The organism is Chitinophaga sp. CCNWYY40 (assembly GCF_037483205.1).
GTDB lineage: Bacteria > Bacteroidota > Bacteroidia > Chitinophagales > Chitinophagaceae > Chitinophaga > Chitinophaga ginsengisegetis.
Genome location: NZ_JBBHLF010000001.1, coordinates 864,249 through 888,872, shown reverse-complemented (window position 1 = coordinate 888,872; position 24,624 = coordinate 864,249). Strand labels below are relative to the sequence as shown.

Below are 24,624 nucleotides of genomic sequence, written 5' to 3'. Positions count from 1 at the left end.
AATATCTTTGGGGGGAGCAATAAATCTGTTTAAACAGTAATGTAACCATTTGTTTTTATCAATGGAAAACTATTCATTTATTTTTAAAGTATATACTATATATAAATGTCCACGGTTTTTATTTTCCAATACCAATAATAAAATATCACCCCCTGCTGAACAATTAAATAACAGCTTTGTTTAGCGGGTTAAATTCAGCCACGATGAGTAAAATTTTATTAGTTGAAGATGATGAGATAATGCCGAAAATAGTGGCAAGAATTCTCCCCTCTGCAGAGTATGAGCTGGACCACGTATCAAACGGAAAAGAAGCATTTGAAAAACTGGAGTCAACGAACTATGGCTATGACCTGATCATTACGGATATTATGATGCCGTATGCCAATGGTTTTGAAATTCTGAGCAGGGTAAAAAGCCAGCCCAGACCGATCCCGGTAATTATTGTTTCCAATGCCGGTAATGAAGATATGATCATGGAAGGCTTTAAACTGGGAGCGGACGACTTTCTGAAGAAGCCGATTATACCTGCCGAGTTACTGATCAGGGTAAAAAGATTGTTAATGAAGAATAAATAGCTGCATGTTCGATATACCCATTCCTGCTTTCCTGGATCCCGTTCTCAGCACATTCAGGGAAGCGCCATTGGCCATCAGGCTGGCAATGATATTTATTATAGTGGCTGTTCTGGTTACCCTGCTGGCTTATTTTTCTATATTAAGAAGCCGGTTCCTGGGATATCAGCGAAGAAAAAGACTGGATTACCTGCTTCCAAAGATCGATAACCTGATCATTGATGAAATCATGGCTCATCCGGAAGTAGCCGCCGGCACACCAGCCAGCCAGATCCAGCTGAACCTGGATGGTTTCCAGGAGCTGCCTTTACATAAGAAATGGGCCCGGCAGGCTACCACCAACCGTATTATACATTTCCGCCGCAATGTAAGAGGCAATGCCGGCCACCTGCTACGTAACCTCTATATCCAGCTGGAGCTGAACAAAGATACCATGAAGCAGATGAAGTCGCCTAAATGGGCCCGGAAAGTACGGGCGCTGACGGAGTTCATCGACATGGATATCCCCGTGGCAGATGTTACCATTTTGCCGTTAACGAATAGCCGTAACCGTGAGTTACGGGCTGCCGCACGGCATGCATACATCAAGCTCAGTAAGAATGAGCCCTTTAAATTCTTTGATGTGGTAACCGATCCACTACTGATGTGGGACCAGGTAGAACTGTTCCGCATCATTACCACTACAGAAGATATTTCCATTCCCAACTTCGCCAGGTGGGTCACCTACTCTTCCAATAAAAGCGTGGTATCTTTTTGCCTGAAACTGATCGTTCATTACAACCAGCTTCCGGCCGTACCCGCGGTCATCAAACTGCTGGACACTAAAGATCATTACCTGCGCGCAGATGCGATTAATTGTCTTGGTAAACTAAAAGCACCCGATGTGGAAGACCGGCTGGTATCCATGTACAGCAGCCAGCCGCTGCAATGCCAGATAGAAATACTGAAGGCCGTAGGCCGCATCAGCAGCGGGCGGCAGGTGGATTTCCTGAAACAGGAATTCCTGCACTCAACCAATTTCGACCTGCGCAAAGCCGCCGCCAAATCACTGGTACGAAACGACCAGGCAGCCGGCGGTATAATACAGGAACTGCTGGAAACCGCCAACCGCGAGAACCTGCTGATACTGAAGCATTGTATGAACCCCTTAATTAAATACTGATGGAGGGCCTCTTATCATGGCTGGGCAGGGCCTACGAAAATACCCTTTTCGTATATGGGTTGGTTTTACTACTGGTATATGCCTTACTGGCGTTGCTGTCCATGATAGCAATACGTCATTACACCCGGAAAAGCACCCAGCATCAGCTCGACATACTGGCCAGCTCGCCAATGGCGCCGGGTCTTACCATCCTGGCACCCGCCTTTAATGAAGGGCTTACCATTATCTCCAATGTACGGTCGCTGCTTACGCTCAACTACCCCCGCTATGAAATCATTATCATTAATGATGGCAGCACGGATAATACAATGGAGCAACTGATCTCGGAATTCAGGATGGTAGCGGTAGACTTTGCCCATAACGCCAGGATACTGACGCAGCCCGTGCGGAAGATCTATAAATCCACCGACCCGGCTTACTCCTCCCTGATGGTGATTGATAAAGTGAATGGAAAAAGCAAGGCAGATGCCGTGAATGCAGGCATCAACATCGCCACCTTTAATTATTTTGTTTGCACGGATGTAGATTGTATTCTTCATAAAGATACCCTGCTGGAACTGGTACTCCCGGTAATGCAGGAAGAAAAGAAACGGGTAATTGCCGTAGGCGCCACCCTGCGTATCGCCAACTCATCCGACTTTGACGAAGGAGTACTGATCCGCATGCGGCCCCCCCGGCAGCTGCTCCCCCGTTTCCAGGAAGTGGAATACATCCGCTCCTTTGTATTGGGAAAAATGGGCTGGAGCTATATTAATTGTGTACCCAACGTTTCCGGCGGACTGGGTTTATTTGATAAAGAGGTAGCTACCCGCTGCGGAGGCTACGACCACAGTTCTTTCGGGGAAGATATGGAATTGCTTACCAGGATGTGCCGTTATGCCCACGACAACCAGATTGACTATGCAGTAAGATATATTCCCAGAACCCTCTGCTGGACAGAAGGACCGGCTTCAGTAAAGATATTCAGCCGGCAACGCACCCGCTGGGCGCGTGGACTGGCCCAGCTGATGCATGCCCATTTCAGTATGTTCCTGAATCCCCGCTACGGAAAGATGGGGCTGATCGTATTTCCCTTTAATTTCTTCTTTGAATTACTGGCGCCCCTGGTGGAGTTCAGCGGTATCATTATTTATATATACCTCGCCGTAACCGGCCAGGTAAACTGGCCGTATGCATTGCTGCTGCTGCTTTTCGTATATACATATGCCGTCATGATCACCACTATCTCCATATTATGGGATCAGCTTTCTTTTGGCTATTATAAGAAATGGTGGGAAGTAGCGTATTTGTGCCTGACACCTTTCATGGAGTTTTTACTATATCATCCGCTCATCGTATTTTTTTCCCTGCGGGGATACTATTATTTCCTGACCGGGAAAAAGAGTACCTGGGGAAATATGCAGCGGCAGGGCTTCGGAAAAAAGAAGACATAAAGAAAACAGTGTGCTATGCTCAGAACATTTTTTGAAGGAGGCGTATTTATATATGGTTGTGTACTGTTGTGCATGTATGCTCTATTGGCGTATATGTCTTACCGTGGTATTATCCGTTTCCGAAAAAAAAGCAGTTTCACCAATTATGATCACCTGCTCGATTCCCCGCTCACACCGGGCATATCCGTGATAGCGCCGGCCTACAACGAAAGCGTTACCATCATCATGAATGTACGCTCGCTTCTAACGTTGAACTATACACGTTATGAAGTGATCATTGTAAACGATGGCAGCACTGATGATACCCTGGAGAAGCTGATCCTGGAATTTGAACTGGTACCCGTGGATTTCGCCTATAACGAAAGGATTGTAACACAGCCCGTGCGGCAACTGTTTAAATCTACCAACACGGCCTACGATAAATTGCTGGTGATCGACAAAGTAAATGGTAAAAGCAAGGCTGATGCCGCCAATGCGGGCATCAACGCTGCCGCGTTCGACTACTTCCTGAATACAGATGTGGATTGTATCATTGAAAAAGATACGCTGCTGCGTATGATCAAACCATTCATGGATGAAGAGCATAAAAAAACCAAAGAGATCGGCGAACCATGCCCCCAGTGCGGATACGTGCATGTAATGGAAGACAGCCGGCAGGTGATAGCCACCGGCGCTACATTACGTATCGCCAACTCCACGGAAATTGATGAAGGCGTGATCATACGGGTACGCCCCCCCGAAAAATTACTGCCCCGCTTCCAGGAAATGGAATACATACGGGCTTACGTGTTGGGGAAAATGGGATGGAGCGTGATGAACAGCGTACCCAATGTTTCCGGCGGACTGGGCTTGTTTGACAAGGAAGTAGCCATCAAAGCCGGTGGTTATGATCACAGTTCCTTTGCGGAAGACATGGATATTGTTACCCGCATGTGCGCGTTTATGATCGATAACAAGCTGAAATATGCCATCCGTTATATCCCTACCACTCAATGCTGGACAGAAGGGCCTCCGAATATGAAAATATTCAGTCGCCAGCGAACCCGCTGGGGCCGCGGATTGGCAGAGATCATCACCCTGCACCGGAAACTCATTTTCAATCCGCGTTACAGAAAACTCGGATTGATAGTGTTACCCTATAACCTGTTCTTTGAGTTCCTGGCGCCTGTTATAGAGTTCACCGGAATTCTTTATTATATCTACCTGATTATTACGGACCAGGTAAACTGGCCCTACGCACTTATATTATTACTCTTTGTATACCTCTTCTCCGTGATGATCACTACGCTGGCCATCTGCTGGGACCAGCTTACCTACGGCTATTACAAAACCTGGCGGGAAGTAATTTCACTGTCGCTGATGGCTTTTTTTGAACCGCTGATCTATCATCCGCTGATTGTATTTTTTGCATTACGGGGATACTGGTTCTTCCTGACCGGGAAAAAATCTTCGTGGGGAAATATGCAAAGACAGGGATTTGGAAAGAAAAAATAAACTCATAAAAGATAAGCAAATGGCTGTATTAAAACATCTGTTAACAGGCATACTGATGTGTTGGGCGATGCAAACGCAGGCGCAGATCTTAAAACAGAAAAATAATGCAGAGGCCCTGTATAACCAGGCCGTTCAGGAAACCAAACTGCAGCACTATGATAAAGCAATCAGCTTATCGCACCAGGCGCTGAAAGCCCAGCCTGATTTTATTGATCAGCAGTTGTTGCTGGCGCGTTTATACATGCTCACCAAACAATATGACCTGTCCAGGAAATACACCAAAGAAGTACTTGTAAAAAATCCGCGTTACCGCGACGCTTATTACTATGCCATCAATGTAGAACTGACCACCGGCAAATATGCAGAAGCAGAATGTTATGTAGATGAAGCCCTGGCTTATTTCCCCGGCAGCCGGGAATTTATGCTGAAGAAGCTGGGCATCCTGGATCTGCAGCACAAAGTATATCGTGGCAATGAACTCGCCGAAACCATCCTGAACAAATATCCTGAAGATACCACGGTGCGCAATGCCTATATAGAACACCACCTCCAAAGCGGCAAGTATTACCAGCAATTAGGCAACAGCGGCATGGCGCGTCAGAGTTACGACCGGGTACTGCTTGTAGACCCGCGCAACCGCGAGGCACGCGAAGCCAACCTGGGCGTAGCTTTGAAGGGTGGTAATTACCAGTCGGCCCTGGAACAGGTGAATGATGAACTCACCGCACATCCCGGCAGCTACGATCTGTTGATGCGGAAGCTCGGTATACTGGAAGACATGCACGCCTATACAGAAGCGCTGAGTACCTTGCAGGAAATACAACGCCGGTATCCCGGAGATGCCAAAGCGCGTACCCTGGAAACGTCCCTGCGCATGGAAGCCGCCACTTACTATGCTAACATGGACCCCTATACGCTGTATGGAAGTGTACTGGAAAAAAATCCAGGCAACCGGGAAGCACTGGATAAACTCATTGGTTACAGTATGGCCCGTGGCGCCTACCAGGAAGCGCTGGCGTGGATTAACCGGGGGCTGAAAGCCCATCCTAACGACAGCCGCCTGCTGACGTTAAAGATGGATGTACTGGAAGGCGACCGTAAGTATGGCAGCGCCGCCGCATTGGCCATGATACTGTATCAGCGCGCACCCAACCCGGCGCTCAAAGAAAGACTGGTACAGCTGCAAACCGCTACCGGGCGGGAATACCTCGCGCAGCAGCAATACGACCTGGCCCTGGCTTCCTTTGAATCCGCCAGACAGGTGAGTCCCGGTGATTCCACGGTGCTGCAACTGCTCGCCAATACCTACATCTCCCAAAAAAATACTTCCGCTGCATTAAAAGTACTGGACCAGGCACTCACCTATTACCCGGCCAACGAATCTTTTCTCCTGAAAAAATCCGGTGTGCTGGCAGATGCCGGCAGGTATGAAGAAGCTGCTGCCATAGCAGGTGAACTGGCCGCACGCTACCCTTCCGATGAGCGCTTCAGTAATAACTTTGCCGACATGCGTTTAACCGCCGGCCGTGATTTAATGCGTGCAGAAGAATATGATCTCGCCAAACAACAGTTTGAGCAGGTGCTGGCAGTAGTGCCCTCCAACCAGGAGGCGCTTGAGTATATGATCAATATGCAAAGCGCCACCGGCAAGCCCGACAGCGCCCTGTACTTTGCGGATAAAGCGCTGACTTATTATCCGGGCAACCGCGACTTCCTGCTGAAAAAAGCATCCGTGCTGCAGGATATGCACGCATATAATGAATCTGCAGCCATTACCGGTGACCTGATGAACCGGTACCCTTATACGATCAAATACAAAAATGCATATATCACCAGCCTGATGTCGGCCGGTACGGATTACCAGCGTAATCAGCAACCCGATAGCGCCCTGGCCATGTTTAACCAGGTGCTGGCCCTGCGCCCAAAAGATTCAATGGCGCTATTATACAGTATCAATATCCTCAATGGCCGGCAACGCTACGACAGCGCCCTGGCTTACTCCGCACAGGGAATAAAATACTACCCGGATAATGAAACCTTTTTAATGAAACGGGCCATCACCCTGGAGAATAAAAAAGACTTCGCCGCCGCCGCACTGGTGGCCGATTCGGTGGTAAAGCTGCAGCCAACTGCTGTAAATACCGATTACCGGGATTACCTCCAGAGTAAAACACTGAAGAACCAGTTTGGGCTGTACTACCTCAATTCCAGTTATGATTACATGTCTGATAAATACAACATCGCTACCATCGAATACCGGCACTACATAAAGCGCGGCTCATATGCTGTGCAACTGAACTATGCAGGCAGGAAAACCGGTAACGGCTTACAGGGACTGGCAGAAATGTATTACACGCACACGCCTAAACTGTATTCCTATGGTATGCTGGCTTATTCCAATAAAACTGTATTCCCCCAACTGCGGGCGGCATACTCGATCTTCAAAACCTTTAAGAAAGATATAGAAGTGGAGCTGGGCGGCCGTTACCTGAACCTGGACAGTACCAACAGTTTTTCCGGCGTGGTTTCTGTAGCAAAGCCCTTCGGTGATTTCTGGGTAAACCTGCGGGGATACGCCATCAGCGAATCTTCTGATTTTTATACGTCCTTTAATCTTACCACCCGTTACTTCATGAACCGGCGGCAGGACTATCTGCAGGTGGTGGCAGGATTGGGTACTTCGCCGGACGATAGGAGCCGGCTGATTAACTTTCCTAATCTTTCCGGCTTGCTGACGCACAGCATTGGCGCGGGTTACCAGAAAGTGATCCGGTACCGGACCACACTCGGGCTTTTCGGCACCTGGATTAACCAGAAGATCAGCGACACCGGGTACCAGAACCAGTACGATATTTATGTAACGCTTCAGCGGAAATTTTAACGGAACTACAATGTGCAGAATTATGAACAGCCTTTTGTTAATGATCACTACGTTGTTATACAGCGCCTGTCAGCCTTCGGCAGAAGAAATTACGCTGGTACGGCAGGGACGTAGCGAATATGTGATTGTGCTGCCGGAGCAGGCCACCAAAGCAGAAAGCAAAGCGGCGGGTATTTTCCGGGATTATATTCAACGCATTTCCGGGGCTGCATTACCGGTGATAACAGAACAACAATACAAAGACCAGCCCGCAGTGTTTATTGGCAACACCAGTCATAGTGCAGGTCCGGCTGAAATTCACGGAGAAGGTTATTTCGCCGGCAGTAAAAACAAACAGCTCTTTATCCGCGGCGGCAGCGGCCAGGGAGTGGTATACGGCGTATATTATACTTTACAAACGTATATGGGTTGCCGTAAGGATGCTGCCGGTCTTGCCGTGATCCCAACGGTGAAGGATATACGTTTGAACGGCGCGATCTCCGATTTGCGGGAGCCTGCATTTCTTTACCGGGAAAGCTACTACCCTCCTTCTATGGATGCCGAATACCTCGCCTGGCATGGATTGCACCGGTTTGAAGACCTGTGGGGAATATGGGGACATTCCTTCTTCAAAATCCTTCCGCCGGATACTTATTTCAAAGAGCATCCCGAATATTATTCAATGGTAAACGGCAAAAGGCAGCCGTTGCAGCTATGTTTAAGTAATGAAAACGTATATACTTTAACGGTAGAGTGGTTTAAAAAAGCCATTGCCGATAACCCGGATGCCATGTACTGGTCCATTGCCCCGCAGGATGGCGGCGGTGGCTGTACCTGCGATTTGTGCCGCAAGGCAGATGCAGAAGAAGGCGGTCCGCAGGGTTCACTGATCCGTTTTGTAAACCGGGTGGCCAAACAATTCCCGGACCAGCGCTTTACCACACTGGCATATGGCTACACTGCAAAGGCTCCGCTGAAAACAAAACCGGGCGCCAATGTATTCATAATGCTGAGCACTATCGACGCGTTCCGGCAGGAACCATTGGCGCAGGCGTCTTCCGCGGCTGGCTTCCGCAAAAACCTGGAAGGCTGGGAAGCTACTACTGGTAACCTTTTCATCTGGGACTATACCACGCAGTTTACCAATTACCTGAATCCATTCCCGGATTATAGTAACCTCCAATCCAACCTGCAGTATTTTGCCACACATCATGTGAAGGGCGTGTTTTCCCAGGGCAGCGGCGAAACTTATAGTGATATGGCCGAATACAACAGCTACGTACAGGCGGCACTGTTATGGCAACCGGATGCTGACATCAAAAAGATCACCAGCGACTTTTTAAAGGGCTATTACGGTCCTGCTGCCCCGGCGATGGGTCAATACCTCGATGCGCTCACTAACGCCGTTAAAAGCACCCGTGCAGTGCTGGATATTTATGGCAACCCAATCTACTCATCACATGATTATTTATCGCCCGTGCAAACAGACCTGTACTCTGGTTTCCTGGATAAGGCCGAAGCAGCAGCCGGTAACAACCCGCTTTATCTCCGCCGGGTGTATAATACCCGGTTGTTCCTGGAATACGCAGTGTTGCAGCAATCCCGCTTTTATGGCACCGACAAATATGGCTACCTCCAGCCGGACGGCACGGTAAATCCGCGGTGGCCGCAGCGTGTACAGAAGTTTGTAGCGCAGTGTAAAACCGCCGGTGTGCAGGAACTTGCAGAAGGAGGATTATCACCGGATGCATATGCACAGGAATGGCAGGAGCTGTTTTCCCGCAAATGGGTAAAGAGTCTTGCATTGGGTGCAGCGGTTACTCTCGTAAACCCCTACACCCCGGAGTATACGCCTAAAAAGGAACGTACGCTCACCGACGGGTTAACCGGTGGCAACGACTTCAGTTACAACTGGCTCTTTACTTATGGCAAGGATATGATTGCCACTATTGATATGGGCAGTAGTAAAACTATCCGCCAGATCCAAATGAATTTTTTACAGGACGCGCGGCATTATATTTTCAATCCCACACAGGTGTTGGTAGAAACATCCGTGGATGGAACTCACTTTACCTCAGCCGGCGTGAAGGACATTCCTGTTCCGGAAGAAGATTACGCGGTGCGGATTAACCATTATACTTTCCCTGTTTCCGGGACGGCTGCCAGGTACATCCGGATTACCGCCAGGTGCCCGGTTACGCTTCCTGATTGGCGCCTGGTTGAGGGAAAGAAGGCTGCGCTTTGTTGCGACGAGGTAATGGTGGAGTAAACCCTACCCTCAAAATCCCTTCTCCCAAAAATAAATTTGGAAAATAAACACTGTTCAGTATATTTGCACTGTAAACAATTCAACGTGGGCATAATAGAAAGAAAAGAACGTGAAAAGGCTGAGATGCGCAGGCGTATTGTAGACGTAGCTATTAAAATGTTTGTGGAGGACGGATACGAGAAAGTATCGATCCGCAATATTGCTGACAAAATAGAATACAGTCCTGCAACTATTTACCTTTATTACAAAGATAAAGATCAGCTGTTATACGATGTACAAACGGAGGCGTTTGCGACCCTGGCAACAGAGTTCCTGCAAAAAGTTAATAGCCGCGATCCGTTCAAAAGGCTGGAGCAGCTTGCGCATGCCTATCTGGAGTTTTCAAGGAATCATCCGGAGTTATATGACCTGATGTTTATCATCAAGGCACCCATGAATGCGGTGATGGATGAAGAAAAGTGGAAGAATGGAGATCCTGCCTACGATGCTTTATATAACCTGATGCAGGAATGTATCGACAAAAAATTAGTGAAGTTTAAAGATGCAACTGTCGGTACGCTGTCGGTATGGTCCTTTGCACATGGATTTATAAGCCTGAACCTGCGGGGAAGATGTGTTAAAGTCTCAGGTGTATCTGATGAAGATATGCCGGCAGTGATGGACGAAGCCATCAAAGAATACCTGCGGATGATTAAAGCATAGTATTGCTTTGTGAAGATGAAATGTAACCGGAAAATATACACTAAAAAGCCGCTACGGCTTTTTTTTAAACCCTCTATTAAACACTGTTCAGTATATCAACAACGATTAACAAAAAGCCTTGCAGGCTTTATTTTTTTCGGCTTCAATAAACACCGTTCATTATGTACACATCAATCACAAAAGGGGCATTGTTAATAATCCTGCTCACAGCGGGTTTCAGCTCCTCTGCACAAAGTTCTGTGCTGGATCAATACATACAATCCGCCTTCAGCAACAATAAAGGACTAAAAGATCAAAACTTTCAGCTCACTAAATCAATGCTCGCTTTGCAGGAAGCGAAAAGCCTTTTTGGACCGAATGTATCGGTACTGGGCAGCTACACCAAATCGGCAGGAGGCCGTACCATCGACTTTCCCATCGGGGACATTATGAACCCGGTGTACAATAGCCTGAATCAGCTGACCAACAGCCACGATTTTAAAAACATCGACAACGTATCCGTACAGCTGAACCCCGATAACTTTTACGATGCAAAGGTGAGAGCCAGTTTGCCGCTGATCAATGCGGAGATCTATTACAACCAGAAGATCCGGAGAGAACAGATTACACAGCAACAGGCAGCCCTGAATGTATACAAGCGGGAACTGGTGCGCGATATTAAATCGGCTTATTACCAATACTACCAGGCCGCACAGGCAGTAGCCATCTACAATAACGCCCTGTCGCTCATCAATGAAAACATCCGCATCAATGAAAGCATGGTGCGTAATGGTATACGTAACAATACCGCCCTGTACCGCGCACAAACAGAGAAACAAAAAACGGATGCCGATATCAACAAAGCCATTAATGCGCGGCAGAACTCCAAAGCCTATTTCAACTTCCTGCTGAACCGCGCACTCGATGAAAACATTACGCTCGACAGCACCCTTCTTCAAGTGCCGGCACAGCTGCCCGGTAAAGACATCAACGGCCGCGAAGAACTGGCGCAATACAAAAGTGCGGCTAACGTATACCGCTTAAACGAACAACTGCAACGCTCCTACCTGGTGCCAAAGCTCAGCACCTTCATTGACCTCGGCTCACAGGGCACAGGCGCGCGTTTCGATAAAGATACCCGCTACTACCTGTTTGGTGTAAACCTGGAATGGAACCTGTTCGCCTCCCATAAATACAAATACAAAATTAAACAGGCCGCTAACGAAGTAGCCACCATCACCAACGCTGCCGACCAAACAACTGACCAGCTACGGTTACAGCTATACGAAGCTGTCAACAATTACCAGACCGCCCTGCTGAATTTCAAAACTGCCCAAAGCCAGCTATCGTTTGCGGAAAGATATTACCGGGACCAGATGAAAGTATATAAAGAAGGACAACTGCTGTATATAGAACTGCTCGACGCACAAAACCAGCTTACACAGGCCCAGCTGCAAACTACCGTAACACAGGCTGCTGTGCAAACGGCCTACGCATCGGTAGAACGTGCACAGGCATCTTACGATATTAACAACAATTACAACAACCAATAAACTCACACCCATGAAAAATACATTGCTCCTGCTGCCCTTCTCCCTGTTGCTGTTTTCCTGCGGCAGCAAGCCGGCAGCTACCACCACCGTTTCCGATACCATCCCGGTGAAGATTATGCCGCTGGAAAAACAGGGAACCGCCGTTACGATCAATGCTTCCGGGCAATTTACCACCGACGATGAAGTATATCTTTCTTTCAAAACCAACGGTATCATCAGCAACATCCTGGTTAAGGAAGGTGATAAAGTACATAAGGGACAATTACTGGCAACACTCAATCTCACAGAAATAAATGCGCAGGTGCAAAAAGACCAGCTGGCCTTTGAAAAAGCCCAGCGCGATTACCAGCGTATTGTACGGTTGCATAACGACAGCGTAGCCACACAGGAACAGCTGGAAAACAGCAAAACCACTATGGACCAGGCAAGGCAGCAACTGAGCACTACCCAGTTTAACCGCAGCTTCTCTGCTATTCACGCCACACAGGATGGGTATGTATTGCATAAACTGGTGAGCAGCGGACAAATGGTGAATGCAGGCACACCGGTATTACAAACCAATGGCGCCAGCAGCTCGCACTGGTTACTTCGTGTAGGCGTGAGCGACAGGGAATGGGCGCAGGTAAAAAACGGCGACAAAGCCAGCATTGAAATATCCGGCATCCCCGGCGATTCACTCACTGGAACGGTTACACGTAAATCTGAAGGCATTGATGCACAAAGCGGTACCTTCCTCATTGATGTACAACTCACCGGCAACAAGCCCGCCGCTATCGCGGCCGGCATGTTTGGCCGCTGTCATATTCATGCCGGCGCAGTTTCCGGCAGCACGGCATGGAGCATTCCATACGCCTCTCTCCTGGATGGTAACGGCAGCAGCGGTTTCGTATTTGTAACCAACGACAATAAAACCGCGCAGAAAATACCCGTTACCATCGCAGGTATGGAAAAAGAAAATGTACTCATCAGCACCGGCATGGAACAGGCGAAGGCACTCATTATTTCCGGCAGTGCCTATCTGAAGGATCAATCACCTATCCGTATCATCCAATAACTATTACGATCATGAAAATAGCCAGATATGCCGTCAAAAATTACCAGTTCACGCTGGTGATATTCATAATGATCATCGTGCTGGGCATCACCACCATCCTCAATATGCCCCGCTCCGAAGATCCGGAACTGAGATCGCCGCAATTCAATGTCGTTGTAGTGTACCCCGGTACCAGCCCTAAAGACATGGAAGACATGGTGGTAGATCCACTGGAAAAAGAAATCTACGGACTGGACGATATGAAACGTGTTCGTACCTCCATCAGCGATGGTGTGGCCGTTATGCACGTGGAATATAAATACAGCTCCAACGTAGACCAGAAATACCAGGAACTGGTGAGAGAAGTAAACAACAAACGGCAGGAACTGCCGGCAGATATTTACAGCATTGAAGTGCAGAAACAGGAACCCTCTGATGTAAATATCCTGCAGGTAGCATTAATCTCTGAAAACACCTCCCGCGACAAACTCCGCTACTATGCCGATAAATTGCAGGATGAACTGGAGAAAGTGCCATCCCTGAAAAACGTAAAGCTGCATGGCTTGCCGGAACAACAGGTAAGGGTAGAACTTCAATTGGATAAAATGGCGCAGCTCCACCTGCCGGTGAATACCGTGATGACAGCCATGCAAAGTGAAATGGCCAATATACCTGGTGGTAGTATCGATGCGGGTGATAAAAGTTTCAATATTAAAACCAGCGGTAACTATCAGCACATCGATGAAATCAGCAACACGATTGTATCTGCCGGTAACGGGAAAAATATTTTCCTGAAAGATATTGCCCGCGTATATTATGGTTTTGAAGACGAAAAGTATTTTGTACGGCTGAATGGTCACCGGTGTGTGGTAGTATCCGCAGCACAGAAAACCGGTGAAAATATTACCAAAACACAGATCGCTTATAAGCCGGTAATTGAGAAGTTCAAAAAGACGTTGCCCGCCAATATCGACCTGGTGCAGTATTTCGACCAGGCCGACGCCGTAAACGGCCGTTTAAGCGGTTTGGGAAAAGACTTTATCATTGCTATCCTGCTGGTGGCCTTTACCCTGCTCCCATTGGGCCAGCGGCCGGCACTCATTGTGATGATCTCTATCCCCCTGTCGCTGTCCATTGGTATTGTATTGCTGCAGCTATTTGGCTATAGCCTGAATCAACTGAGCATTGTAGGATTGGTAGTAGCATTGGGACTACTGGTAGATGATAGTATTGTGGTAGTAGAGAATATAGAAAGATGGATACTGGAAGGACATAGCCGTATGGAAGCCACGCTGAAGGCCACTTCACAGATAGGGCTGGCGGTAATCGGCTGCACCGCCGCATTGGTCATCTCGTTTATGCCGCTGGTATTTATGCCGGAAGGCAGCGGTGATTTTATCCGCAGTCTCCCGCTGGCCGTGATCTTCAGCGTGCTGGCATCTATGGCCGTGTCGCTGACTATTATCCCGTTCCTTGCCAGCCGTTTGCTGAAGGAGCACACCGGTAATCCGGAAGGCAACCTGTTTATGCGTTTGCTCAAAAGGCTGATCCACGGCAGTTATGCAAAGCTGCTCGACAAAGCATTGCATCGCCCCGTGATCACTATCGTGGTGTCACTGGTAATTTTTGGCGCCTCCGTCGGATTGTTTAAGGTGATTGGTTTCAGCCTGTTTCCTGCATCAGAAAAGCCGCAGTTTCTTATCAATATTTTTGCTCCGCCACAGTCGAACCTGAGCTATACCAACAGTATTGTGCAGCAGATAGAAAAAGAACTGAAGCAGGAAAAGATGGTAAGCTCGTATGCCAGTAATATCGGCAAAGGCAATCCCCGTATCTACTACAACGAAATACAGGAAAATGAAAAAAGTGATTATGCGCAGCTCTTTGTGCAGCTGGATCCACATACCAGTCCGGCCGACAAAAACAAACTGATTGAATCGCTCCGTAAAAAATGGACACCTTATCCCGGCGCCAAAGTAGAGGTAAAAAACTTTGAGCAGGGACCGCCGATGGTAGCGCCGGTGGAAGTACGGTTGTTTGGAGATAATCTGGACACCTTACGATCTTTAGCCGGCAATGTGGAAAAGATGCTGGAGAAAACCCAGGGCACCATTTATATCAACAACCCGGTAAGTAACCTGAAGTCGGATATCCGCGTGCGGATAGACCGTGAAAAGGCGCAGCAGCTGGGCATCCCCACCGCCAATATCGACAGGGTGGTACGTTTAGCCGTGGCCGGTATAAACCTCGGTCAGTACAACGACCAGAATGATAATGACTACGACATCCTGCTTACCAAGCAGAAAACAGCCAAACCCACGCTGGATGTATTCAGGGATCTGTACGTGAACAACAGCCAGGGAACCGCGATTCCGCTTTCACAGGTGGCACAGCTGCAGCTGGAAACATCTCCCCTGACTATTAAGCACCAGGAGAAAAACCGCGTAGTAGCGGTGAGCGCTTTTATAAAGAAGGGCTTCCTGACCGACCAGGTGATAGAAGATGTAGTAAAACAGATGGATGCCCTGAAACTGCCTGCAGGATACACTTACGAGATGGGTGGAGAAGTAGAGAGCCGGAAAAATTCCTTTGGCGGATTTATGAGTGTGATCATTGTCACCATCTTCCTTTTTGTGGCCGTGTTGATCCTTCAGTTCAAAACGTTTAAGAGTATGCTCATCGTTTTATCGGTGATACCTTTGGGTATTGTTGGCGCCGCCATTGCGTTGTGGCTCACCGGCAACTCGCTGTCGTTTGTTGCGATCATCGGACTGATAGCGCTGGCAGGTATTGAGGTGAAGAACACGATTTTGCTGGTAGACTTTACCAACCAGTTGCGGATGCAGGGCAAGCCTTTGGAAGCCGCCATCCGTGAGGCCGGCGAAGTACGGTTCCTGCCTATTGTGCTCACATCCCTCACGGCTATCGGCGGGTTAATTCCTGTAGCGATATCCACTAATCCACTGATTGCGCCGCTGGCCATTGTGCTGATAGGTGGTTTGATCAGCTCTACTTTGTTGTCGCGTATTGTTACACCGGTGGTGTATAAACTCATTCCGCCGAGGATTGAAGCGATTAACAACAACGGGCATAGTTCGCATAAACGGAAGGACCGGGAAGAGGATGAATCTGTATTATCGCCTCATGCTATAATTCACAATTCGTAATTAGCAATTAGTTCCTTACTTTTATGGCTAATTTGCTAGTCACCAATCCTCTGAAAATTAGTTCTTATGAAAAAAATCTTCCTGGCATTTGCAACCATGCTCCTGATGATCTGTATCAGTTCACAGTCGTCACAGGCACAATTGAAACGATTCAGTATCGGACCTTTTGTTGAAGCAGGCTTCCCGGTAGGCGACTTCGGTGATACCCACAATACCGGTTATGGTATTGGTTTGGGCGCTGATGTAAAGCTGATAGCAGGTTTAACTGCTGTGGGTTCCGTGAGCTACTTTCATTTTGGCGGTAAAAGCTTTAACACAGGCGGTGTAACCGGTAACTATTCGGATTACAATGTAGTACCTATCCGTTTGGGATTGCGGTACAACCTGATCTCTATTCTTTATGTGAAGGTAGAAGGTGGTACTGTTCAATATACCGGTAAAAACTACAGCGGTGTAGGCGGACTGGTAGCTCCGGGTGTTGGTATCCGTATACTGGGTCTTGATGTGGAAGCCAAGTATGAAGCGTGGTTTAAAGATGGCACCAGAAGTTTCTTTGGCCTGAAAGCCGGATATAATTTTTAAAAAGATGAAAAGCTGGTAGTTGTTACTACCAGCTTTTCATCTTTTTAAAATATCGTTGCTGTCCATGTTCTTTCAAACAATCCATCCGGCGCCAGCCGGTTGATCCCCTCTTTCCCTTCCAACTCCCCGGTAGCATCCACACTATCAGCAATTCCACACCAGGGTTCAATACAAACAAAGTCGGCATCTTTAGCCGCCCAGATGCCCATATACGGGAAGCCTTCAAAGGCCAGCGTTAAGCCATGTGGCGTACGGTTGCTTTTGATGCTGATGGCCGTAGAGGCCAGGTTTTTGAATACCAGGGCATCATTGTAAAACAGGGATTTCTTCAGCGGCAGTTCGTGCGTATGCTGAAGATATGGAACGGGAGTGGTTTCTACCTGTCCGCCTGCGGATAATGGCCAGATCCCTGCCTCTTCTTCTTTATTAAAATACAGGTAATAATCTTCATACGTTGTATCCGGTACCAGCGGCAATTTAAAGGCCGGATGGGCGCCTACAGAGAAGAACAGGGTTTTATCATCCCGGTTGAGCACCTGGTAGGTAACCTGTAACTGATCGTCCTGCAGGAGGTACTGGATGATAAAGTCGAACCGGAAGGGATATACTTTACGGGTAGTTTCGCTATCCGAGAGACGGAGACTTACATATTCCGCTCCCTGTTCCGTTACTGTAAACAGTTGCTCCCTGGCAAAGCCGTGGCGGCCAAGCGTGTAGAGTTCCCCGCGGTATTGATAGGTATTTTCTTTCAGGCCCCCTACTACGGGGAATAATACGGGGCTTTTCTTGCCCCAGAAGGCGGGGTCGCCACTCCATAAATATTCGAGGCCGGTATCTTTCCTCACAATGCTCTGCAGTTCTGCTCCCTGGGGGTTCACCAGTACGGTGAGTTTTTCGTTGGATATCTGTATCATAATCTGAAGCTGTTATAATGGAACAATGCGAAGATAGGCTGTAAATGGAACAAAGCTTTGTACCTTTGCCAGGTATTTTTAAACCTTACAAAGCGAAGGCATTATGGAATCATTAAAAGGAAAAAAGGCCCTGATCACCGGTGGTGGCAAAGGCATAGGCCGTGCGCTGGCAGTAGCGCTGGCACAGGAAGGCGTAGATATAGCCCTGTTGGGACGTAGTGCCGGACCGCTGGAAGCAGTGGCAAAGGAAATCAGTGGTATGGGCGTAAAAGTTGCTTATGCAACTGCAGATGTGAGTGATCTTCCCGCGGTGAATGAGGCGGTGGCCCAGCTGACAAAAGAATTGGGGGAACCCGATATCCTGATCAACAATGCCGGCATTGCTGCTTTTGGCAATTTTATGGACCTGGACCCCGTTCAATGGGAGCAGATTATCCGGGTAAACCTGCTGGGCGTGTATTATGTAACCCGTGCCGTATTACCGGGCATGATAGCAAGAAAAACCGGTGACATCATCAATATATCTTCCACAGCAGGACAACGGGGCGCACCGCTTACCAGCGCTTACAGCGCTTCCAAGTTCGGGCTGCTGGGCTTAACAGAGTCGCTGATGCTGGAAGTAAGGAAACACAATATCCGGGTAAGCGCCTTAACGCCGAGCACCATTGCAACGGATATGGCAAAAGACCTGAATTTAACGGATGGTAACCCGGACAAAGTATTGCAGCCGGAAGACCTGGCGGAGTTTGTAGTGGCGCAGCTGAAGCTGAACAGAAGAGTGCTGGTGAAATCAGCCGGGTTATGGTCTACCAATCCATAACGACAGGCCCCTTGTTTCAGCAGGAAGGCGCCTGCTGAAACAAGGGTATCCTTTTATTTTTTATTACAAATGCGATAGGCATACCCGATAGAGGCCGTAGCGGCGCCGGTATTATTTTTACCATTGGCACTGCCTTCCTGGATATTGAGGAAACCATAGTTCCCACCCCCTTCCACAAATACCTGGTGACGGCCGAAGATATAGGCCAGTCCTAAGTTCCCGCTTACTCCCACATTAAAAGTATGCAACTGGTCTTTGATGTCTGTTGTTTTGTCGAAAGACTGGGGTTGCTGCGTAATAGGCTGTTTACCTTCCTCATCGAGGTAAAGGATGCTGCTGCCGCTGGTGACCTGTTTGGCACTCAGGAGGAAGCCGAAGAACGGACCTGCGTCCACGTAGAGGCGTAAGGGTGAGGTGTGTCCCAGGTTCCAGCCAAATTTAGCCAGGATGGGCACCATCAGGTAGTTCAGTTTTGCCTGGCTCTTGAAATCTGCATACAGATAGGTTGGCGGCGGCACGCTGGGAGGCAATGCACCGGCCATTTCACGGGGGAACGGGAATGCCTGTATCCCTTCCTTTTTACCACCCTGTGATGAGTAGGAGATCATAGCTTCAATAGAAAAGAGTTTGCTGATGTGATATTCACCCAGGATACCAAAATCCGGTCCCTGGCGGGAGCTGTAGCCCGTATTGAGGGGATTGCTCTCACTACCGCCGGCAGTAAGATTCGGGATACTGATGCCTCCGCGGACACCAAGATCGACCTGTGCATTTGCCTGTATACAGCAGCATAGCAGGAGAACAGGCAGGAGCCATTTGTAAGAGCGATAGAATTTCATAGTTAATAAATTGTAACCGAATTTACTACTTATCTCACATTACTTAGCCAGCCCGCTATAAACAATAATACTTCCCGGCTGGCGGGTTCGTTATGCATTTCGTGGTACATGCCCTCCCACTCACGGTAGGTAAGCAAGGCGGAGGGCGCCCTTTCAGCAAATAAGCGGGAGCCTTCCACGGCGGTAAATTCATCGGCATTGCCGTGGATAAGCAGCGATGGTACACATAGTTCAGCCGCGTGTAACAGGCACCAGGCGCCGGTTTTGATCATATCGTTAGCCAGCCGCAGGCTCAGTTTATCATGCCGCAGGGGATCAGCCCTGAATTTCTCTACTTCGGTCTTATCATGTGAAATTTTATTGATGTCCAGTCCCTGTTTGATCCGGATATTGGGGGCAATGGCGCTGGCCACTTTCAGCACGCCTTTCAGGAACCCGCCGGGGCGCATACCAATGATCAAAGCCGGCGCGGAAATAACCGCCGCCATGATTTCCGGCTGCCGCCGGAGTAAGAAGCCGGTGAGCACGCCGCCGCCCATACTATGCCCATACATTACCACCGGTTTGTGGTAGGTATCTTCCACATGCCGCACAAAGCTTTGTAAATAATCAAACATAAATTCAAAGCCTTTGGTCGCGCCTTTTGTTCCATCGCTTTTACCGTGGCCATAATGATCGATGCCAATCACCAGGTATCCTTCCTTCATGAAAAAGGCAGCCACATGATCGTAGCGGCCAATATGCTCACCAATGCCATGTACAATGATCATGACCCGCCCGAAGTTTTCAGGGATCCAGTTGATACCATGAAACCTGGTACGCTGATAAAACCAGTAAAATTCATTCATAGCCGGAGGTGCTGGTGCAGAAACGAAGATAAAGAATATCTTTACGCCCTATTTCAACCAGATAAAATTAACTGAATAACACAAATGAGCAAACAAGCCACCACTTCGCCGGTATACAGCATTCCTTTAAGTTACCGTAAGATGGAAAACCTTCATATTGTTTTCTGGCTGTTGAAAGATATCAGCTGGTGCATGATATGGAAGCCCCTGGGCGTAGCGATGATCTTCCCCACCCTGATCATTTCCATCGTGATCGCGTGGCGTACCCGCCAGTTTATGTCGGAGCTGTGCCACAATGTGGCGATTTCTGTATGGATTGCAGCCAACTCCTACTGGATGATCAGTGAGTTTTTCCATTTTGACACACAGGTAATAACAGGCGATATTACCTTTAAACACCTGGCGCTGATTCCTTTTGTAACCGGGATATTAATACTGGCTTATTTCTACTTGTATTATCAACCCAGGCATAAGGAAACAGAAGTGATCACTGAATAAGATGCGTGTGCAGCAATGCCCGTATTTCCGGTTCCAGTAAGGATTTGTCTTCTACCGTAATATTTACCAGGTAATAATTATTCCCGCTGCAGAGCGCATCCCATCTCCATTCGAGTTGACTGCTGCTGCGGCGGGTACGGCTTTCATACCACCAGGCAGTGTACAACGTACTGTTCTCTTTCTTCAATTCAGCAGTATACACTTTCGCGCTCTCTATAGTTGCTTCCTGTATCTTATAAAACCCAAAGCCACTTCCTTTCCAGCAGATCATGGGCTGATGATCCGTAAAATAAAATCCCGGGATTCCTTTTACATACAATAAGGCATTAGTTTTTGTTTGTTTGACGATATGACCGTCCAATACGGCGTAGCTATAGCCGGACAGGTGCTTTACCTGCTGATCCATTTCACCGGAAGCGGTACTTTTTGGGGTCATAAAAAAGTGTCCGCCAATAATACCGGCAGCCAGCACCGCGTGCAATAACCAGCCATATAACGGTGGCGGCTGCACGCCATTGTACGCGGAGTTTACTTTTCCGTAACGTTGCAGCATCCACTTGATGCCGGGGAGCAGCGGCAGGATCACATAGATCAGCAGCGTGGCGATCCCCATCGCATCATGCGCCATTGTTTCCGGCGGTAAAGCAAACTGCACCAGCAATATAATCCGGAACAGGTTAGCGATTATGTTTAACCCGGCAATAACCACTAATACCACCACTATACCGGTTAACGGCAGTACTTTCTGATAACGGCGCTGGTAAAGGGCTATCAGCATCACACCACATAGTAGTGAAGTAAGCATCATCTGTAAACCCATACAGGCAGGGTCTACACTGAACTCATTACTTCCCAGCAGGATCATATTGCCGGTAGTGGTAACCTGCGGGTTGATGCCTGCCAGTATGTTACCAGCTACACCGGTGAGCCATAACCTGATCGGGAAACTGAATACGTTTACCACAAAATCAATTGCGGGTGCAATAAGCGCAGCAGTGATGAAAGTGAGCGTTTGTAATCTCCCGAAAAAAAATTCTGTTACAAAAAACAAGGTGGTAATAAGCGTGGCATACCGGAAAGTTAATACAGGGATCTGCCACGACAGTAACAAAAAGAACAGGGCTATCCAGCCGCAACGCATACTGCCGGGGCGTGACTGGTCCACCTTCAACACCACTCCCATCGCTATTACGCATAGCAGGAAGAAAGTACTCTCCCAGGAGAAATAATGTTGCAGTTGTAAAATGCCCAGTACGGTATAAACTGCCAACAATAATACCGGCAGTTTTGTCCCTTTATTCAATATACGTGTATGCGGTAACGTTAGCATGCGCTTCTTTTTCGTTTGAATAATTTTTCGAACCGTACATAGGCAAGTATGGCTACTGCTATGATGAAAAGCGCCCATTCGTGCGGTTCGGGTACGGCACCATGACCTTTCAGAGAGGCGTTCTTCAGGCTGTTTACATCATCGCTGATCTTGAATTTATCGTAGTCGGCCTGTGTTTCAAGCACAATTAAACTGGACAACGGCGTGACCACGTAAGCAGCTTTGGCGGCATTGATCAACGCTGTATCGGAGGACAAATCTTCTCCTGCAACTTTTGGCCCCAGTTCTTTCAGGATGGAATTGTAAGCGAACAGGCGCGCCAGATGATCCGGCCCCTCTGTTTGAGTGCGATCCATGCTACGGGCAATGCGGATTTGCGCATCTTCCATGATCAGCTGGTTGCTGTCTTCCTCCTGGCGCAGGAAGCTGTTGTTACGTAACTGCGCCAGCAACTGATCCTTCGTGCCGTTTTCGTATACCAGTGACCGTGACTCCTTCAGCGTAGCCAGGTAAGGGCTTAGGGTATTACTTATATTGTATAATCTTATTTTTTCGTGAGATAGAAAACGGCGCAGGTTATTCCTGAAAGCGGAAGTATCCAGGTCGCTGAGTTGAGGCGAAATATTGTCTGAAGCGCTGATCACCAGTGCTGTTGCAGGGTTGGTTATTTTATAAAATGGGAACAGGGAAAAGCGTTGATCGTGCAATTCGTTGAAGAGTGATTGCTTATTATCTTCCTTCACTGCCATCATCCCTTTGCGGGGATGAAACATCCATACCTTTTTATTGTTGAGTTGAGAGATGATCTCCCGGTAGTCATCATAGCTCCAGCTATTATTTACATCCAGGTAGTAGTTTTCCGGTACAAATAATTCATAGGAAGGTTGGTAGGGCAACAACGTATATCGCTGACCGTTAAAGCTGAAAGCCGCATTGTCTGTTGCTTCATTGCGCATTGTCAACTCCCAGTCCGCATCATACTTCCCGGTTTTTCCGACCGTCTTCCCCTTGTCTGAATAGAACCCACCGGGATAGCTCAGTTCTCCGGGCCATTTATCCATATTGAGTTTTACTTCGTAATGCGCATCCTCATGTGCCGGGCCTTCAAACCATACCGGTTGATACACCAGTTTACCGTGTTGTACTTTCAATGGCGAAGTGATCCCGATCTTAAATTTCCGTTCTTCATTCTGTAGTACGGGGAATACACGTACTACTACGCGGTTGCCTTCCTGCCAGTGTACCACCGACGGATCGCGTTGTTGCCGGCCTACAATTTCCGAATAGGCTTCCGTGGCTTTCGCCTGGGTAGTGAGGATGGCTTTTTCTTCTCGGTTATTGATCCACAACGAGAGAGAAGTAACTACTGCGCCCTCCGGGAGATGAAATGTGTAAATGGCTTCTTCGCTGCTGCTCCATCTGCGTTTGGGAATATTTTTAACCGTGTAAATATTTTCTGTGTAGGCCAAGTGATGCTGTGGCCAGATGTTGGCGGTTGTACTTACGCCGGTAGTTACCAGGTCTTTTCCGGTCCAGTAGCGGTCTACCGTATAATGTCTTTTATCAAACATTACGTTCAGCATCTTCAGGCGGTCTTCTTCCGGGATAGTTATAGTACCCAAAAATGCGCCCGCGGTCATAAACAGCGGATCATGTGTTCGTCTTTCTCCAAACTCCCTGTCGGGCATATCCCAAAGATTGAAACCCGACTGCACACCCGGGCTGGTATAAACGATATCCGTTTTCAGCAGCTGCGCTGTTATGAACCCGGTCCCGGCCTCCTGCGCGGCCTTGATCCAGGGTGGCAACTCCTCTCTTACTGCAATATTACTTTTCGTATAGGCGTGCTCCATTTTGCTTTTGTCGTTCGCATATGCCACCATGTATAGTATTACTGCCAGTGCTGCCACTGCGCCCGACCACAAATAGGTGAGCCGGTAGCTGCGCACCGGCCATACCAGTTTTCTCACCATCCGGAAGTTAAACCAGAGCAGGAAAATGGGTGAAAATGTAACGATGGAAAGTCCGATGGCCAACAGGCCGATCAGGCTTACCAGGTACACCGGCAACAGGTAAAAAGCCAGGTAAAAGGGCAGCAGCAATGTAAAGCCAAGTACCGCGCATTGCAGGTATTTTACCCATTCCGGCCATCTTTCAAAAAATCCAAATGCCAGTATATTGGCGCAGATAAAAATCAGCATAACCGCCGACCAGGTAGAAGATGATTCAAATACACGAATGGACTCATTCACCGTATAGGCATCTGTGAGCAGCAGCACTACGAATACAGACATCACTTTTCTTCTTCCCTCCCAGGGTTTAAGAAAGCCGCCGATCCAGCAACTGAAAAAATAAAGTAAGGTGATCAGGTGTGTAATGATGAATACGCCGTCGGAATTTGTACCTGCCGGTGGAAAGGCGGAATAGCACCTGGCGATAAGGGCGAAACATAGCAATGTAAGGCCGAACACATAAGGCGCCGGCAGGGTTCTGGAGGTATTGACTTCCATTATAGATGATTTGAATACGCCCCAAAGATATAAAATAAAAAGTACTTTGCACTACAAAG

General features: G+C 48.1%; 18 protein-coding genes. 13 read left to right on the top strand and 5 right to left on the bottom strand.

Going from position 1 to position 24,624, the window contains the following annotated elements; genetic code table 11:
• Nucleotides 1-203: 203 nt before the first annotated feature.
• The 11 genes from V7S65_RS03640 to V7S65_RS03590 all read left to right on the top strand — a co-directional run bounded on the left by V7S65_RS03640 (nucleotide 204) and on the right by V7S65_RS03590 (nucleotide 16,806).
• A complete protein-coding gene (locus V7S65_RS03640) occupies nucleotides 204-575 on the top strand; it encodes a response regulator transcription factor (RefSeq protein WP_079468174.1) in 372 nt (123 codons plus the stop codon).
• A 4-nt stretch (nucleotides 576-579) separates the two neighbouring features.
• The gene (locus V7S65_RS03635) at nucleotides 580-1,734 is read left to right on the top strand and encodes a HEAT repeat domain-containing protein (protein WP_336386157.1); all 1,155 of its coding nucleotides are present in this window, start codon (nucleotides 580-582) and stop codon (nucleotides 1,732-1,734) included.
• Complete coding sequence (locus tag V7S65_RS03630; RefSeq protein WP_111578817.1) at nucleotides 1,734-3,167, top strand: glycosyltransferase family 2 protein; 1,434 nt, start codon at nucleotides 1,734-1,736, stop codon at nucleotides 3,165-3,167. Before V7S65_RS03635 ends, V7S65_RS03630 begins: the two co-directional genes overlap by 1 nt.
• A gap of 15 nt (nucleotides 3,168-3,182) precedes the next feature.
• Nucleotides 3,183-4,661, top strand: coding sequence for a glycosyltransferase family 2 protein (locus V7S65_RS03625; protein WP_079468177.1), 1,479 nt, complete (start codon nucleotides 3,183-3,185; stop codon nucleotides 4,659-4,661).
• A 19-nt stretch (nucleotides 4,662-4,680) separates the two neighbouring features.
• Nucleotides 4,681-7,542, top strand: a complete 2,862-nt coding sequence (locus V7S65_RS03620; RefSeq protein WP_336386158.1) for a tetratricopeptide repeat protein — start codon at nucleotides 4,681-4,683, stop codon at nucleotides 7,540-7,542.
• A gap of 22 nt (nucleotides 7,543-7,564) precedes the next feature.
• On the top strand, nucleotides 7,565-9,790 hold the full coding sequence (locus V7S65_RS03615; RefSeq protein WP_336386159.1) for a DUF4838 domain-containing protein: 2,226 nt from the start codon (nucleotides 7,565-7,567) through the stop codon (nucleotides 9,788-9,790).
• 84 nt (nucleotides 9,791-9,874) lie between these two features.
• Nucleotides 9,875-10,492, top strand: coding sequence for a TetR/AcrR family transcriptional regulator (locus tag V7S65_RS03610; protein WP_336386160.1), 618 nt, complete (start codon nucleotides 9,875-9,877; stop codon nucleotides 10,490-10,492).
• A gap of 161 nt (nucleotides 10,493-10,653) precedes the next feature.
• Nucleotides 10,654-12,024: a TolC family protein gene (locus V7S65_RS03605; RefSeq protein ID WP_111578822.1), complete on the top strand. Its 1,371-nt coding sequence runs from the start codon at nucleotides 10,654-10,656 to the stop codon at nucleotides 12,022-12,024.
• Nucleotides 12,025-12,034: 10 nt separating this feature from the next.
• Nucleotides 12,035-13,078 carry an efflux RND transporter periplasmic adaptor subunit gene (locus V7S65_RS03600; protein ID WP_079468182.1) on the top strand — a complete coding sequence of 348 codons (1,044 nt, stop codon included), beginning with the start codon at nucleotides 12,035-12,037 and terminating at the stop codon, nucleotides 13,076-13,078.
• 11 nt (nucleotides 13,079-13,089) lie between these two features.
• Complete coding sequence (locus tag V7S65_RS03595; RefSeq protein WP_336386161.1) at nucleotides 13,090-16,224, top strand: efflux RND transporter permease subunit; 3,135 nt, start codon at nucleotides 13,090-13,092, stop codon at nucleotides 16,222-16,224.
• 66 nt (nucleotides 16,225-16,290) lie between these two features.
• A complete protein-coding gene (locus V7S65_RS03590) occupies nucleotides 16,291-16,806 on the top strand; it encodes a hypothetical protein (protein WP_079468184.1) in 516 nt (171 codons plus the stop codon).
• A gap of 44 nt (nucleotides 16,807-16,850) precedes the next feature.
• Here V7S65_RS03590 and V7S65_RS03585 read toward each other — a convergent pair whose 3' ends face one another.
• Nucleotides 16,851-17,720: an aldose 1-epimerase family protein gene (locus V7S65_RS03585; protein ID WP_336386162.1), complete on the bottom strand. Its 870-nt coding sequence runs from the start codon at nucleotides 17,718-17,720 to the stop codon at nucleotides 16,851-16,853.
• Nucleotides 17,721-17,823: 103 nt separating this feature from the next.
• Between V7S65_RS03585 and V7S65_RS03580 the strand changes: the two genes are divergently transcribed.
• Nucleotides 17,824-18,540, top strand: coding sequence for a 3-ketoacyl-ACP reductase (locus V7S65_RS03580; protein WP_079468186.1), 717 nt, complete (start codon nucleotides 17,824-17,826; stop codon nucleotides 18,538-18,540).
• A gap of 53 nt (nucleotides 18,541-18,593) precedes the next feature.
• On the opposite strand, the gene V7S65_RS03575 is transcribed toward V7S65_RS03580, so the two are convergent.
• Both V7S65_RS03575 and V7S65_RS03570 read right to left on the bottom strand, forming a co-directional pair.
• Nucleotides 18,594-19,379, bottom strand: coding sequence for a porin family protein (locus tag V7S65_RS03575; protein WP_079468187.1), 786 nt, complete (start codon nucleotides 19,377-19,379; stop codon nucleotides 18,594-18,596).
• Between the two features lie 29 nt (nucleotides 19,380-19,408).
• Entirely contained in the window at nucleotides 19,409-20,227 is an 819-nt protein-coding gene (locus tag V7S65_RS03570; protein WP_336386163.1) for an alpha/beta hydrolase, read from the bottom strand.
• Nucleotides 20,228-20,311: 84 nt separating this feature from the next.
• Between V7S65_RS03570 and V7S65_RS03565 the strand changes: the two genes are divergently transcribed.
• On the top strand, nucleotides 20,312-20,725 hold the full coding sequence (locus V7S65_RS03565; RefSeq protein ID WP_227024590.1) for a hypothetical protein: 414 nt from the start codon (nucleotides 20,312-20,314) through the stop codon (nucleotides 20,723-20,725).
• Here V7S65_RS03565 and xrtN read toward each other — a convergent pair.
• Together xrtN and V7S65_RS03555 are read right to left on the bottom strand one after the other, a co-directional pair.
• Nucleotides 20,715-22,055: an exosortase N gene (gene xrtN, locus V7S65_RS03560; protein WP_336386164.1), complete on the bottom strand. Its 1,341-nt coding sequence runs from the start codon at nucleotides 22,053-22,055 to the stop codon at nucleotides 20,715-20,717. The genes V7S65_RS03565 and xrtN overlap by 11 nt on opposite strands.
• Nucleotides 22,049-24,565 carry an XrtN system VIT domain-containing protein gene (locus V7S65_RS03555; protein WP_336386165.1) on the bottom strand — a complete coding sequence of 839 codons (2,517 nt, stop codon included), beginning with the start codon at nucleotides 24,563-24,565 and terminating at the stop codon, nucleotides 22,049-22,051. The genes xrtN and V7S65_RS03555 overlap by 7 nt, the downstream gene beginning before the upstream one ends.
• Nucleotides 24,566-24,624: the final 59 nt, after the last annotated feature.